Consider the following 14,135-nt stretch of genomic DNA (forward strand, 5'->3'; position numbering starts at 1 on the left):
TGACAATTAATGTTATCGATAACATAAAGATGGAAAAGTTAAATGTCGAGCCGAAAAATGAGGAAGATATGGGGCGAGACTTGTTTGAATTGACCGGCCGGCGGGCGCTCGTCACCGGCTCCTCACAGGGCATCGGCTTTGCCCTCGCCCACGGCCTTGCTGCCGCCGGTGCGGAGGTCGTACTCAACGGACGCGAGACGGCAAAGCTCGCCGAAGCCGCCGAGCGCATTGCCGGCGCGCGGCAACTCGCCTTCGATGCCACTGATCATGAGGCCGTGCGAATTGCTGTGGACGGCTTCGAAGCGGATGTCGGACCGATCGACATCCTCGTCAACAATGCCGGCATGCAGCACCGCACGCCGCTTGAGAATTTCCCAGCCGACGCCTTCGAGAAGCTGCTCAGGACCAATATCTCCACGGTCTTCAATGTCGGCCAGGCGGTGGCGCGGCACATGATCAAGCGCGGGGCCGGCAAGATCATCAACATCGCCAGCGTCCAGACGGCGCTGGCGCGGCCGAGCATCGCCCCCTATACCGCCACCAAGGGCGCGGTCGGCAATCTCACCAAGGGCATGGCGACCGACTGGGCGAAATACGGCCTGCAGTGCAACGCCATTGCGCCGGGCTATTTCGACACGCCGCTCAACGCCGCTCTGGTCGCCGATCCGGATTTCTCCGCCTGGCTCGAAAAGCGCACCCCCGCCGGCCGCTGGGGCAAGGTGGAGGAGCTGGTCGGCGCCTGCATCTTCCTCGCCTCGGACGCTTCCTCTTTCGTGAACGGACATGTGCTCTATGTCGACGGCGGCATCACCGCATCTCTCTGATATCCCGCGGCGAATGGTGCTGATGGGCGTTGCTGGCTGCGGCAAGTCCTCGGTCGGCGCCGCCCTCGCCAATCGCCTCGGCGCTGTCTATCGCGACGGCGACGACCTGCACCCGGCAGAAAACATCGCCAAGATGAGCAAGGGCATCCCCCTTGACGACGCCGACCGCTGGCCCTGGCTGACCCGCGTCGGCGAGGCGCTTGCAGCCGGCACCGGACCGACGATCATCGGCTGCTCGGCGCTGAAACGCGCCTACCGCCAGCACATTGAAAGCAAAGCCGGCGGGCCCGTCACCTTCATCCATCTCGCCGGGACCGTCGAGGTTATCGAGAAGCGAATGAAGGAGCGGCAGGGCCATTTCATGCCGCCGGCGCTGCTTGCCAGCCAGTTCGCGGCGCTCGAACCGCCGGGACCGGACGAAAATGCCATAGGCGTCGATATCGACCAACCGCTCGACGCGGTCGTCGAGACTATCGTTGCTCAACTAGGAGGACTACGAAAATGACGAACAAGGTCGCGCTGATCGGTGCCGGCGCCATGGGGGGCGCCATCGGCATGAGGCTCGTCGAAACCGGCAATCAGCTGACGGTCTTCGACCTCGACCGGGCCAAGGTCCAGGAACTGGTCGACAAGGGGGCGAAGGCGGCAGCAAGCGCGGCGGAAGCGGCGGCGGCATCCGACACCATCATCCTCAGCCTCAACTCGGCCAAGATCGTCCACATCGCTGTTTTCGGCGAGAACGGCGTCGCCAAGGGCGCCAAACCCGGAACGCTCATTGTCGACATGTCCTCGATCGATCCGGAAGCCACCAAGGCGTTGGCGCAGGAAGCGGCCGAACGCGGCCTGCGCTGGGTCGACAGTCCGCTTTCGGGCGGCGCCCCGAAGGCGCTCGTCGGACAGTTGACGCTGATGGCCGGCGGCAGGGAGGAGGATGTGACGGACGCCTATCAGGTGCTGAAGCACGTCGCCTCGAACTACACGCACATGGGGCCGTCCGGCGCCGGGCAGACGACCAAGCTGATCAACCAGGTCCTCTGCGGGCTGAATTTCCTCGCCGTCGCCGAGGCGACGCAGCTGGCGCTCGACGCCGGCGTCGACGCGGCGAAAGTCCCGCAGGCGCTGAAGGGCGGCCGCGCCGACAGCGCCATCCTGCAGGAATACATGCCGCGCTTCGTCGCGAAAGATTATCGACGCACCGGCCGGATCGACAACATGGTCAAGGATCTGAACGGCGCGCAGGACCTTGCCCGCCGCACCAACACCGCCATGCCGCTGACCGCGACCTGCGCGGAAGTGCACCGGATGCTGACGGCCGCCGGCCTCGGCGGCGAGGACCAGGCGGCGCTGATGGAATTTTTCAAGGGACCCAACAAGGAGATTATCGGATGATCACCCGCTACGCGCTGTTCGAAGGAAAGGTAAAGGAGGACGAGACCGAGGCCTTCCGGGCCGCGGTCCTCGATGAGATCCTGCCAAAATGGAAGGCCTTTCCCGGTGCGCTCGACGTGCGCGTCACCTTCGCCGATGCCCGCGACGAGGGCGCGCCGGAGATCCCGATGATCCTGGCGATCAACTACCCGGATCTCGATACGGTCGAGAAGGCGCTGGCAAGCCCGGCGCGCGCCGCGGCGAAAGCCGCAACGGAAGCGGTGCTGGCGCGCTTCTTCGAGGGCCGCATCCACCACCACGTCACCCAGGCGAACGAATTTCGCCTTTGAGCAAAATAATGTTTAGCCCGCGACGCCCGACGTCGCGGGTCCTTACGCTATTTGCCTTCACGCGGCAGCTTCCTGATCCCGACGCCGATCGGCCGCAAGCTGTTTCCTGGATGCCGCGGATCCGGACCCCAAATGGCCTGATAGGTGTCATACGCCATCCCTTTCCGCTGCAGTGCGGCGAACAACACCATCATGATCAGATACCAGCTACCGATGAGCAGAAACATCCACCGGGGGGCGTTCGCCTGCCAAAGGCCGGTTGAAACAGCCACGATAGAGACCAACATCGCCACATATCCCAATGACTTATGAATGCGCTCAAAGAGACAGCGACGGCGCGTCATGTCGTAGTGATCGCCGCGCCAGCTGCCGTCCGCTGCCGGCGCCGATGGACCGCCCTTCGTTCCCCTTACCCATCCTGCAAGATACTGCACGCCGCCGAATACCAGCACCATCCATCCCGTCAGTTGGTGCGCCCAGAACGTGGCGGTCATCGATCTGGTTGCCGCAGGTGCGGAAAGTATCACGAATAAGCCAGCGAGCATGAGCACCAGCGCCGTATACTGCGCGCCGCGATGAAGGTGCCACCAACGACGATCGTCCAATACGCGAGGCCAGTCCTGACCGGGGAAGACTTTGAAGAACCGCGCTGCGATCACGCCGAAGGGGACGAGAACCGACCAAGCCATCACCATTGATCGCGCGTGCCATGACAGGTGCGTTCCGACTTCATGAACTCTTGTCGGATCGCAGGGCGCGAGCAGCCAATCGAACATCGTCATCCTTTCACAGCGCCCGCGGTCATGCCCGTAATGATTTGTCTTGATGCGACAAAGGTGAAGATGATCGGAGGGATCGCCAGCAGCATGCCGGTAGCCATGACGACGCCCCAATCGATATCGTATTCGGTAAGCGAGTTCACGATTGTCACTGGCACAGTTCGCGTGTGCCTGTTGGTCAACGCGTTGCCCAGGAGAAATTCGTTCCAGGCAATGCGGAACGTGAAAATCGCCGCAGCCGCTAGTCCTGGTCGGATGACCGGCAGTACGACCAGGAAAAACACCTGCAATGGCCCGGCGCCGTCCATCCGGGCCGCTTCTTCGAGCTGGATCGGCACCTGCACTATGAAGCTCTGCAGGATCCATATCACGAAGGGAAGATTCATCGCGACATAGACAAGAATAAGCCCGGCAAGGGTCCCGTCGAGTCCGAACTGGTACGTCCAGATTCCAAATACGGGAACGAGGAGTACGGCCGGCGGCACCATGCGCATGATCAAAGTCGCAAGAGAAACGGCATCACGGCCCATGAAGCGGAAGCGTACGAGCGCGTACGCGGCCATGCAGCCGATAACGAGCGTCAGTGCGGTCGACGTCAAACCGACGACCAGGGAATTTCCGAGCGAACGCGCGAAGGTCGGATCACAACGCCCAACATTCTGCGGCGAATACCAGAGCACGTCGCACAGCACCTTCTCGTAATTGCGCAGTGTCGGCAAGAAGATCAGGCCCGCGCCGTCAGACATGATCTCGACGTTCAGGCGCAGTGAAGTGAGAAGCATCAGCGCAATAGGCCCAACAGCCATCATCACCAAGACTGCCAAAAGAGCATAAAAAGAGGGGTTGGTTTGCTGGTCGCGCGCGATCATCTATTTCTCGCCTTTCAGAGCTGCGGTCCGCAGTCGCGCCGCACGGCCTTCAATCATCTTATTGTAAGCAAACATGCCAAGCGTCAGCCCAAGGAGGAGGACAAGCAGCAGGTTCGACATTGCAGCAGCCAGTCCAAGCTCGCGAAACTCTGACGCTGTACGCGAAATGCGCAGCGAAAGGATCTCCGTGGACAGACCTGGCCCTCCATTCGTCAGTACCAGGATCACTTCGAGGACCTTGAACGCATCTATCAGCCGAAGCAAAGTTGCAACAACCAAGACGGGAAGCATCAGCGGCAGCTTGATGTAGAGCACTTGCTGCCAGTCGGTCGCACCGTCAATTCTGGCAGCTTCCAATGTGGAGCGGGGGAGTGATTGAAGGGCAGCGAGCGATAGAATGAAGATGAACGGAGTCCACTGCCATATGTCTGCAATGATGACAGATGTAAGGGCCCATCGGCTCTCGGACAGCCAGGGGACCGGCTCGAAGCCGAGAGACACCAGTGCTCGGTTGAAGACGCCGACCGTCGGATGGTACATGTACCGCCACATCAATCCGACAACGATTGGCGCGATCATCATCGGCAGGATGAACAAGGTTTTCAGCACCGACAAACCGCGGATATTGCGATCCAGCAGCAGTGCCAGGCCGACGCCCAGCACCATTTCGGCAGCCACGACTACTCCGGCGAACGTGATGGTAACTGCGACACTCTCGTGAAACTGGGCGTCGCTGAAAAGTTTCAGATAGTTGCCGAGCCCTACCCAGTCCGCTTCACCGATCCGTTGACTGGGATTCCAGTTCAAGAAGCTGGCATAGATCATGTAGCCGATCGGGTAGAGCAACGCAGCGCCAAGAATGAGCGCCGCTGGCGCGAGAAATAGGTAAGGGGTCAGCCGATTGACGTTGGCGGCCTGCATCATGTCCTCCGAGTAGATTCCAAGCGGGCCGGCAGCCGGCCCGCGCTCAGCGCGAAGTGTGCTGACCTTACTGCCAGCTGTAATAGCCGGCCTCTTCCATGGACGATCGGGCGCGTTCGGCAACCCCGTCGAGAGCGGTCTTTGCGTCAAGTCCCTCCGTGAGCACCTTGCTCAGTGCCGTTCCGAGATCACCATTGATCTTTCCCCAGGTTGGGATAATCGGCCGCCAGTCTGGATCCGCGTAGATGAGCGCCTCGCCGAACGTTGCCATATAGGGATACTTGGCGTTAACGTCCGGGTCATCGTGCGTTGATCGGCGAATCGGGTTTCCGCCCTCCAGCGCAATCAGCTTGTCGGCATGTTTGGAGGTGAGCCACTGCAGGAGCAGGAACGCCGCTTCCTTGTGAGCGGCATTCTTTGGAATAGCCAAACCGAAGCCGCCCGTCTGGGAGCCTCTTCGCACACCCTTCGGATGCAGCGCCCAACCCACCTTGCCGACGACTTGGCTTTTCGTCGGATCGTTGACTTGTCCCGCGAAAACAGTGCTGTCCAAATACATGGCGGTTTTGCCTTGAAGAAAAGCCGTGCCAGCCTCGGCGAAACCGAATGTCTTGGCCCCCGCCGGTCCGCAGTCGACGATCTTCTTCAGGGCATTGGCCGCAGCTATGCCCTTCTCATTATTGATGATCGGGTTCCAGTTTTCATCGAAGATGCGGCCTCCGAGCGGCGCTAGGTGCAACAGGAAGGCATGACTCGCATGCTGCCCGGATGCCGCACGGCTGGCGAGTCCGCCGATACCTGGCTCAAGCTGGGGAATGCGGCAGGCCAGCTCAAGGAGTTCCTCGTAAGTCTCTGGCACCTTCAATCCGTGCTTCTCGAAAATATCTTTGCGATAGCCTAGAATTGAGGTCTCCGCGCCGAACGGGAGCCCGAACAGCGAACCCGTCGGTCCCGGCAAGTACCCCTTGGTACCGCCGGCTATTCCGATGTTCTGCACATAGCCATCAATAATGTCAGCGGCGTCATAGGCCGGATCGGCAAGCCTCGGGTTCATGAAGTATTTTGCGAGGTTCTCGAGCTGATCGGCATACACATAGTCGGCCTTCGAGAACACAACATATGAAATCAGATCGTAGTCGCCCTCGGCTTTGGTGAGCTCAAGCGTCTGCTTCTCGCGCATCTTAAGATACTCGAGTTGATCGACCTCGACCTCGATCCCGGTCTCATCCGTAAACTGCGGCAGGACCTTGACCACTGCGTCGTAGTGTGGATGTGCAGGGAAATTCACCACGAGCGTGGTGCCCTTGTACGCCTCATACGGGTTTGCGCTCGCTGCTATGGTTTGTAGCAAAATTCCGGCGAGTGCCCCTGCTAGAGTAGTATTTAATCTGCGCATTCTCGTCCTCCCTTTGGTCATCAAAGTCTCAATGTGGTCGTGCGGTCGAAGATCAGAATGTCGTCGGTCACTACCCCGAACGTCGCCAAGGCCCCGGCTCTGGGAGATACGGCAGACGGCAATTCGACAAGCACCTCCTCGCCGCTTGGCAACTTCGTGACGAGGGTCGTTTGCGCTCCGAGATATTCGGAAACGACTACCTGCAACTCGATGGGTGCGCCGGAGGTAACGTCAAAGAGGATTGAAGAGGGCCGAATGCCGAGTGTGACCTCACTTGCCTTGTGAGGGCGGACCCGATTTGCCGTCTCCTCGGACAAAGGCAAGAGGAACCCGGCTCCGCGAGCCCAAAGGCGGCCTTTTTCCTCGATGAGCATGCCATCGATGAAATTGATCGCCGGACTGCCGATAAAACCCGCCACGAACTTGTTGTTCGGCCGCTTGAAAAGCTCTTCGGGTGTTCCCTGTTGCTGAACTATCCCTTCGTTCATTACAACAATGCGATCGCCGAGAGTCATTGCTTCGACTTGGTCATGCGTGACATAGACCATGTTCTTTTGCAGCCGGTCGCGCATTTCGCCGAGCTCAGTTCGCATCTGGGCGCGCAATTTGGCGTCGAGGTTCGACAGAGGTTCGTCAAAGAGAAAAGTCGAGGCATCGCGCACCAAGGCTCTCCCCATCGCCACGCGCTGACGCTGCCCCCCAGAGAGTTCCGCCGGCTTGCGCTCGAGCAGGTGTGCGATGTTCAGCATCTTGGCCACCCGTTCGACCCGGGCGTCGATCTCAGGCCTGGGTACGCGTGCCAGGCGCAGACCAAAAGACATATTTCGCGCGATATTCATGTGCGGATACAGAGCGTAGTCTTGGAACACCATCGCGATGTCGCGTTCCTTCGGCTCCAGCCGACCGATGGCGCGATCATCGAAATAGATCTCGCCGCCACTCAACTGTTCCAATCCGGCAAGGATGCGCAAAGTGGTGGATTTTCCGCAGCCGGAAGGGCCCACGAGAACGGTAAATTCGCCGTTCGCCAAGCTCAGATCGATTGGCGGCAGAACTTCAAGAGACCCAAATCGTTTTGTGACCTGTTCAAACAGAATCCGCGGCACAGTTTCCTCCAGCACTTTTGTTATCGATAACAATGGCGTATATTTCGAACACACGGAAGATTTCGAGCTGGGAAATCAGCGTTACCGATAACGTTGTTGGGAGGGGCTGGTGCAAAGAAAGACTGGCTGTACGACGGCCGACATAGCGCGGGCATTAGGGCTCAGCCCGATGAGCGTATCGCGCGCCCTTCGAGGCATCGAAGGTGTGTCGGAGAGCACACGCGAGGCGGTCGTCCGCATGGCCGAGGTTTTGAACTACGTACCCGACAGCACAGCTCGGGCGCTCAGTCAACGCAGCTCGAACCTCATCGGCATCTCCGTTCCGACCTTGTTCAACGACGTCTTCGCGGAAATACTGGAGGGAACCCGCAGCACATTTCAGTCGGCGGGCTACGAAACAGTAATCGATACCACCGACTATAGTCCGGCAGCCGAGCTGGCATGGGTTGAACGGGTCCTGTCCTGGCGACCGGCTGCTATAATTCTCACGGGCGCCCACGCTGATCCGCAACTGCGTCATTGCCTGAAACAGCGAGGGGTACCCACTCTTGAGTTGTGGCAATACACAGACGACCCTATCGATATTTGTGTCGGCATTGACCACTATGCCGCCGGCCTTACGATAGGCAGGCACGTATTCAGGCTCGGCTATCGGCGGCCCGCTTTCGTCGGCGCGCCAGTATCTCGGGATCCGCGCGCCGAAGAGCGCTTGGCCGGCTTCATGGCGGCCTTCGGAACTACAACAAGGCGAGAGGCTGCGATAGCACGTCCTGTCGAGACGAACGCCTTTGAGGCTGGCCGGGCCGGCACATTAACGTTGTTCGCTGAAACGCGCGAATATAGGCCAGACGTCATCTTCTATCTCAATGATCATCTTGCGTTCGGTGGGTTAACGGCTTGCCAGTCGCTCGGATTGCGGATTCCACAGAACATCGGAATCGTCGGCTTCAACGCACTCGGGTTAACGAAAGTATTATCCGTGCCGGTAACAACCGTTTCCACCCCACGCAGATTGATGGGTGTCATGGGAGCACGCAATCTGCTGGCGCGCATCCGAGGTGCGAAAGTTCCAAACAGCGTCTGCCTGCCCGTCGAAATCATTTCGGGTCAGACAACGCGCTTGCAATTCTGAGTGAAACTGGCTGTACTAGGTTTGATAACGATAACATGGATGCAAATGGATACGATCCGCAAGCCCCCGACTATGGCCGATGTCGCGCGCAAAGCCGGTGTTTCGCCGATGACAGTTTCGCGCGCCTTCAAGCGTGACAGTTCCGTCAGCCAGGAGACCCGCGAGGCGGTGCTGCGTGCTGCCGAGGAACTCGGCTATGTCTTCGACAGCACCGCTTCCAATTTGCGTTCGCAGCGCACGGATTTCATCGCGGTGACAATCCCGTCGATCAACAATGCCAACTTCGCCGACACTGTGCGAGGGCTTTCGGACCGTGTTTCGGAACGAGGCCTGCAGATCCTGCTCGGCTACACCAATTATGACGTCCGGGAGGAAGAGCGGCTGATCGAGCAGTTGCTGCGTCGCAAACCTGAAGCGATCGTGGTGACCGGCGGCAAGCACACCCCGCGCGCCCGAAAACTGCTAGTGAATGCCGGCATCCCGGTCATCGAAACCTGGGACCTCCCCGATGAGCCGATCGGCCATGTCGTCGGGTTCTCGAACGCGCTCGCCGTTCGCGAGATGGTGGATCATTTCGTCAGCGTCGGCTACCGCAAGATCGCCTTCATCGGTGGCGACGCCGATCGCGACACGCGCGGTACCGATCGTCGTGCCGGCTTCATCGCTGCCCTTATCCATCATGGTTTGGATACCTCACGCCTGATCGCCGCCGGTCCGCCTCCGATCTCTATGCGCGAGGGCGCCAATGCCATGGGGCAGTTGCTCGAGCGCTTTCCCGACACGGAAGCGGTGATCTGTGTCTCCGACCTTTCCGCCTTCGGAGCGCTTACCGAATGTCAGCGGCGCGGCATCGCCGTACCCGACAGAATCGCCATCGGCGGGTTCGGCGATTACGAGATCGGCGCGATCTGCGTGCCGAGTCTGACGACGATCAACGCCTTTGCCAGCGAGATCGGCGCGAAAACGGCGGAACTGATCCTTGACGTGCTCGATGGCAAGCTCGACCAGCCGGGGCGAGTGACGATCCGCCCCGATCTGATTCTGCGGCAAACCAGCCGATAGGCCCTGCGCCGAATTCAAGCGGCGGCGCAGAAGCGATCATTTGACGTCGGATTTCACGAACTGACGCAGTTCCGGCGTCTGAGGATTGGCGAAGAGCGCGGCAGATGGCCCCTGTTCCCAGATCTTGCCCTTGTGCATGAAGATCGTCTGCGTGGCGACGCGGCGGGCAAAGCCCATTTCGTGCGTCACCAGGATCATGGTCATGCCGTCACGGGCGAGGTTCTCCATCACCGTCAGCACTTCTTCGGTGAGTTCCGGGTCGAGCGCCGAGGTCACCTCGTCGAAGAGCATGACCTTGGGCCGCATCGCGAGCGAGCGGGCAATGGCGACGCGCTGCTGCTGGCCGCCGGAAAGCTGGTCCGGATAGGAATCGAACTTTTCCAACAGCCCGACGAGATCCAGCACTTCACGGGCAACCTCTCGGGCCTTGGCCTTCGCCACGTCCTTGACGATCCGCGGCGCCAGCATGATGTTTTCGCCGACCGTGAGGTGCGGAAAGAGATTGTAGCTCTGGAAGACGATGCCGACGTCGGTGCGCAGTTTGCGCAGCGCCTTGGCGTCGCCGCCAAGCGCGTGACCCGCGATCTCGATGCGACCCGAATTGATCTTCTCCAGGCCGTTCATGCAGCGCAGCAGCGTGCTTTTGCCCGAGCCCGAGCGGCCGATCAGTGCAAAGACTTCACCACGTTCGACCGTCAGCGACACGCCCTTGAGGACTTCGAGAGCGCCAAAGCTCTTGTGGACGTTTTCAATGATTACTTCCGGCATGAAGCCTCCTTTCCAGCAAGCGCGACAGCTGGGACAATGGGTAACAGACGACGAAATACAGGGCGGCCACCGTGAGGAAGACGCGGAACGGCTGGAACGTCGCGTTGTTGATGAGCTGCCCGGCCCGGGCCAACTCGACAAAGCCGATGATCGAGGTGATCGAGGTGTTCTTCACCACCTGGACGGCAAACCCGACGGTCGGCGGCAGGGAGATGCGCATGGCCTGCGGCAGGATCACGTAGCGATATTGCTGCAACCTTGCCATGGCAAGCGATTCCGACGCCTCCCATTGCTGCTTCGGCACGGCCTGGATGCAGCCCCGCCAGATCTCCGCCAGATAGCCGGACGCGTAGATCGTCATCGAGGCCCCGGCGGCAATGAGCGGCGGCAATTCGAAACCGGCGAGGCTCAGGCCGTAATAGGAGAGAAACAGGATCATTAGCACCGGAATGCCCTGGATGATCTGAATATAGCTGGCGGCGGCAATCCGCACCGGCTTCAACTGCGAGGTGCGGGCGAGCGCGACGGCAAAGCCCAACAGGCCGCCACCGATCAGCGCGATTACCGTCAGAAGGATCGTCCATTGCAGCGAATAAAGAAGAAAGCCGAACTGATCGAGGCCAAAGGTCTTGAGCGTCATGCCTGCACCTCCGGTAGTGCCGTCATCGTCCGGCGCGCAACCCGCCGCCCGAAAAGCCACATGCCGACAAGCGCAAGGACGGCGCGCAGCGCCAACGCCAACGCAAGATAGATCAGCGTCACGGCGATATAGATTTCGAAGGACCGGTAAGTCTGTGATTCGATGAAGGCAGCCGAGGCGGCAAGTTCCTGAGTCGAGATCGCCGAGCAGATGCTGGAGGCCAGCATCATCAGCACGAACTGGCTGCAGAGCGCAGGATAGACCTTGGCGATCGCCGGCACGATGATGACGTGGCGATAGATCTGGAAGCGGGTGAAGCCGAGTGCCTCGCCGGCCTCGATCTGCGACTTGTGGATCGCCTCGATCCCGGCGCGGATGATCTCGGTCGAGTAGGCAGCGAGATTGATCGTCATTCCGATCAGCGCGGCGGAATCGGCGCCGACGCGAAGACCGAGGCCCGGCAGGCCGAAATAGACGATGAAGAGCTGAACCAGGAAGGGCGTGTTGCGGATGATCTCGACATAGGCATCGACGAGAAAGCGAACCCCGCCGCCCCAGATAGAGCGAACCGAGGCAAGCAGGATGCCGGCGGCGCAGCCGAGGATGATCGACAGCACCGAAATCTTGATCGTTAGCCAGATGCCGCTCAGGATCTGATCCTGGTACTGGGCCAGCACGCCGAATTGAAACGTGTAGGACATGGGAACTCCGTCGACGTAAGGGGATCCGCCGGGGCAATCGCCGACGGATCCTTGGGAGAAGCCATTAGAACGTCGGTAACGCCGGCATCGGACGACCGGTCCACTTGGTCGCGATCTTGTCGAGGTCACCAGAGATCTTCATCAAGTAGATGGCGGTGTTGAGCCACTGGCGGATCTCGAAGTCTTCCATCCGCGTCGCCATCGAATTGCCCTGCTGGAAGAAGGTGAAACCGACCTGCAGGCCGGCATCCGGGCGCTGTTTGATGATTGCGTCGCCAACCGTCGAGGGCAGCGCAACTGCATCGACCTGGCCGGCGATCAGCGCCTGGGCGCTGGTCGAGTCATCCTCGTAGACGACGATTTCCAGGCCGGGAACTGCCGCCTTGCGGAGCGCCGTCTCCTGCGACGAGCCGCGGTTGACGGCGACGCGCTTGCCCTCGAGATCGGCGAGCTTGGCAAACTTCTGATCGGGACCGGAGATAATGTCCATGTTGAAGGCGCTGTAGGGCTGGGTGAACATCACCGTCTTGGCGCGCTCCCCGGTCGGCGCCAGGGTGGCGACGAGAAAATCAACCTTGCCGGTTTGCAAGGCGGGAATGCGGGCCGGCGGCGTCAGCGGCACCAGCTCGACCGGCAGCGACAGATAGCCGGCGATCAGGTTGGCCACGTCGACGTCGTAGCCGGTCGGGTTGCCCTGCTCGTCGACCATGCCCATCGGCGGCGCGCCGGTCAGGACGCCGATGCGCACCGTGCCGCGCGTGATAATGTCGTTTAGTGTGACGGCCTGCGCTTCGACAGCGGAAGTCAAACCTGCCACGGCTATCCCAATCGCCGTCAGAACGGCGCGAATGCTATTTGAGAATCTCATCAGATGCTCCTCCACTAGATGATGTTCCGGCACGGCAAATCGCTACGTTTGCGAGAGGCTCCTACCTCGAAGCCTTACCAAACCACAACTGAGCGCCGGCCTCTCCCTCGCCCGCAGAAAGCATCACCTTCTAGGCCATCCCCATGCTGCTTAGCCGGCATGGGCATTGCATTCTGCTGACTTATAGGTTATCGCTAACCTAAGCTTACGTTATCGATAACATTAGCTCCCGTCAAGCGGGATTGTGGACCGAAAGAAGGGACGACAAATGGGTCACGAGCACCGAAAGCCCGTCACGCTACTAGAGGTAGCCGCGAAGGCCGGGGTGAGCAGAATGACCGTTTCGAAGGTGTTACGGGAAGTCGGCAGCATTTCGGACGATACTCGGCAAAGAGTGAGGCAAGCGGCGCAGGCGCTAGGATATCTGCCCAATAGTCTCGCTGGGTCATTGAGTTCGCGCAAGAGCCGGATGGTGGCGGTCATCATCCCGTCGATCAGCGACATCGTGTTCTCGGAGGTGCTGAGCGGGGTGAATGCTGTCCTCAGACCGACTGGGCTTCAGACGTTCATTGGGGAATCTGGCTTCGAGCCCGAGACCGAAACCGAGCTCATCCGTGCCATGCTCTCATTCCGGCCGGCCGGCATCCTGCTTAATGGCGGCATGGCGCGAAGCGCGGATGCGGAAAATCTGCTGGCGCGGCGAACCTGTCCGGCGATCCAGCTCTGGGATTGCGACAGGCGCGCGTTGGATTTCAGCGCCGGGCCGTCGCATGAGGAAGCCGGACGCCTGGTCGCAAAGCATTTCCTCGAGCGCGGGCTGCGGCGCATTGCCTATGTGGGCGCCGAACTCGACAAGGACCTCTGCGCCCGCCGCCGCCATTTGGCGCTGAAATCGTCGCTTGCCGCGGCAGGCATCGATCTGATCAGTGTGACTTGCGAAGACAGGCCTCGGCAAGCAATGACGGGGTGTTTTCTAACCGAGCAACTCGTGCGAGCGCAGCCCGAGATCGAGGCGATCCACTTCCTCAACGACGCGATGGCCCTCGGAGGCCTCTCCTACCTGCACGAAGCCGGCTTCCCCGTGCCCGAGCGGATCTCCGTGGTCGGTTTCAACGGCACGTCGCTCGCAAATTCGGTCCGAACCCGGCTCACGACGATCGACGTACCGCGAGCGGAGATCGGCGAGAGGGCCGCCCAGGCGTTGTTGCAGATAATCGCGGAGGAGACCGTGCAGGAGTTCTGGCAGGCCCCGCTCGCATTGCTGCAGGGCAATACCACCGTGGCCACTTAAAAAGGGGCGCCATTCGCGGCGCCCCAGTCGTGGGAGATTACATCTTGCCCCAAAGCTTCT

General features: G+C 60.4%; 16 protein-coding genes. 7 read left to right on the forward strand and 9 right to left on the reverse strand.

Going from position 1 to position 14,135, the window contains the following annotated elements:
• The first annotated feature begins 68 nt into the window (after window positions 1-68).
• From AC1Z3V_RS33450 to AC1Z3V_RS33465, 4 genes are read left to right on the forward strand one after another with little or no spacing between them, the layout of a single operon-like run.
• Window positions 69-824, forward strand: coding sequence for an SDR family oxidoreductase (locus AC1Z3V_RS33450; protein WP_483504361.1), 756 nt, complete (start codon window positions 69-71; stop codon window positions 822-824).
• The gene (locus AC1Z3V_RS33455; RefSeq protein WP_483504362.1) at window positions 793-1,329 is read left to right on the forward strand and encodes a gluconokinase; all 537 of its coding nucleotides are present in this window, start codon (window positions 793-795) and stop codon (window positions 1,327-1,329) included. Before AC1Z3V_RS33450 ends, AC1Z3V_RS33455 begins: the two co-directional genes overlap by 32 nt.
• Entirely contained in the window at window positions 1,326-2,213 is an 888-nt protein-coding gene (locus AC1Z3V_RS33460) for an NAD(P)-dependent oxidoreductase (RefSeq protein ID WP_483504363.1), read from the forward strand. The genes AC1Z3V_RS33455 and AC1Z3V_RS33460 overlap by 4 nt, the downstream gene beginning before the upstream one ends.
• The gene (locus tag AC1Z3V_RS33465; protein ID WP_483504364.1) at window positions 2,210-2,542 is read left to right on the forward strand and encodes a hypothetical protein; all 333 of its coding nucleotides are present in this window, start codon (window positions 2,210-2,212) and stop codon (window positions 2,540-2,542) included. The genes AC1Z3V_RS33460 and AC1Z3V_RS33465 overlap by 4 nt, the downstream gene beginning before the upstream one ends.
• 47 nt (window positions 2,543-2,589) lie before the next feature.
• Here AC1Z3V_RS33465 and AC1Z3V_RS33470 read toward each other — a convergent pair whose 3' ends face one another.
• The 5 genes from AC1Z3V_RS33470 to AC1Z3V_RS33490 form a co-directional block, all read right to left on the reverse strand.
• Window positions 2,590-3,318, reverse strand: a complete 729-nt coding sequence (locus AC1Z3V_RS33470; protein WP_483504365.1) for a cytochrome b561 domain-containing protein — start codon at window positions 3,316-3,318, stop codon at window positions 2,590-2,592.
• A 2-nt stretch (window positions 3,319-3,320) separates the two neighbouring features.
• Window positions 3,321-4,190 (reverse strand): carbohydrate ABC transporter permease, encoded by an 870-nt coding sequence (locus AC1Z3V_RS33475; protein WP_483504366.1) that lies wholly within the window; start codon window positions 4,188-4,190, stop codon window positions 3,321-3,323.
• Window positions 4,191-5,111: a carbohydrate ABC transporter permease gene (locus tag AC1Z3V_RS33480; RefSeq protein WP_483504367.1), complete on the reverse strand. Its 921-nt coding sequence runs from the start codon at window positions 5,109-5,111 to the stop codon at window positions 4,191-4,193. It lies immediately after the preceding gene.
• A gap of 67 nt (window positions 5,112-5,178) precedes the next feature.
• Window positions 5,179-6,507, reverse strand: coding sequence for an extracellular solute-binding protein (locus tag AC1Z3V_RS33485; RefSeq protein WP_483504368.1), 1,329 nt, complete (start codon window positions 6,505-6,507; stop codon window positions 5,179-5,181).
• Between the two features lie 20 nt (window positions 6,508-6,527).
• Window positions 6,528-7,613 carry an ABC transporter ATP-binding protein gene (locus tag AC1Z3V_RS33490; protein WP_483504384.1) on the reverse strand — a complete coding sequence of 362 codons (1,086 nt, stop codon included), beginning with the start codon at window positions 7,611-7,613 and terminating at the stop codon, window positions 6,528-6,530.
• Between the two features lie 109 nt (window positions 7,614-7,722).
• On the opposite strand from AC1Z3V_RS33490, the gene AC1Z3V_RS33495 reads away from it, so the two are divergent.
• Together AC1Z3V_RS33495 and AC1Z3V_RS33500 are read left to right on the forward strand one after the other, a co-directional pair.
• Window positions 7,723-8,745 carry a LacI family DNA-binding transcriptional regulator gene (locus tag AC1Z3V_RS33495; protein ID WP_483504369.1) on the forward strand — a complete coding sequence of 341 codons (1,023 nt, stop codon included), beginning with the start codon at window positions 7,723-7,725 and terminating at the stop codon, window positions 8,743-8,745.
• Window positions 8,746-8,790: 45 nt separating this feature from the next.
• A complete protein-coding gene (locus tag AC1Z3V_RS33500) occupies window positions 8,791-9,807 on the forward strand; it encodes a LacI family DNA-binding transcriptional regulator (protein WP_483504385.1) in 1,017 nt (338 codons plus the stop codon).
• A gap of 36 nt (window positions 9,808-9,843) precedes the next feature.
• Here AC1Z3V_RS33500 and AC1Z3V_RS33505 read toward each other — a convergent pair whose 3' ends face one another.
• The 4 genes from AC1Z3V_RS33505 to AC1Z3V_RS33520 all read right to left on the reverse strand — a co-directional run bounded on the left by AC1Z3V_RS33505 (window position 9,844) and on the right by AC1Z3V_RS33520 (window position 12,784).
• Window positions 9,844-10,575, reverse strand: coding sequence for an amino acid ABC transporter ATP-binding protein (locus AC1Z3V_RS33505; RefSeq protein WP_483504370.1), 732 nt, complete (start codon window positions 10,573-10,575; stop codon window positions 9,844-9,846).
• Window positions 10,556-11,215 (reverse strand): amino acid ABC transporter permease, encoded by a 660-nt coding sequence (locus AC1Z3V_RS33510; RefSeq protein ID WP_483504371.1) that lies wholly within the window; start codon window positions 11,213-11,215, stop codon window positions 10,556-10,558. Before AC1Z3V_RS33510 ends, AC1Z3V_RS33505 begins: the two co-directional genes overlap by 20 nt.
• Window positions 11,212-11,916, reverse strand: a complete 705-nt coding sequence (locus tag AC1Z3V_RS33515; protein WP_483504372.1) for an amino acid ABC transporter permease — start codon at window positions 11,914-11,916, stop codon at window positions 11,212-11,214. Before AC1Z3V_RS33515 ends, AC1Z3V_RS33510 begins: the two co-directional genes overlap by 4 nt.
• Before the next feature lie 64 nt (window positions 11,917-11,980).
• On the reverse strand, window positions 11,981-12,784 hold the full coding sequence (locus tag AC1Z3V_RS33520) for a transporter substrate-binding domain-containing protein (RefSeq protein WP_483504373.1): 804 nt from the start codon (window positions 12,782-12,784) through the stop codon (window positions 11,981-11,983).
• Window positions 12,785-13,052: 268 nt separating this feature from the next.
• Here AC1Z3V_RS33520 and AC1Z3V_RS33525 point away from each other — a divergent pair, with 268 nt between their 5' ends.
• Window positions 13,053-14,075: a LacI family DNA-binding transcriptional regulator gene (locus AC1Z3V_RS33525; RefSeq protein ID WP_483504374.1), complete on the forward strand. Its 1,023-nt coding sequence runs from the start codon at window positions 13,053-13,055 to the stop codon at window positions 14,073-14,075.
• Window positions 14,076-14,135 lie beyond the last annotated feature (60 nt).

The organism is Ensifer sp. 38_S197 (assembly GCF_056924495.1).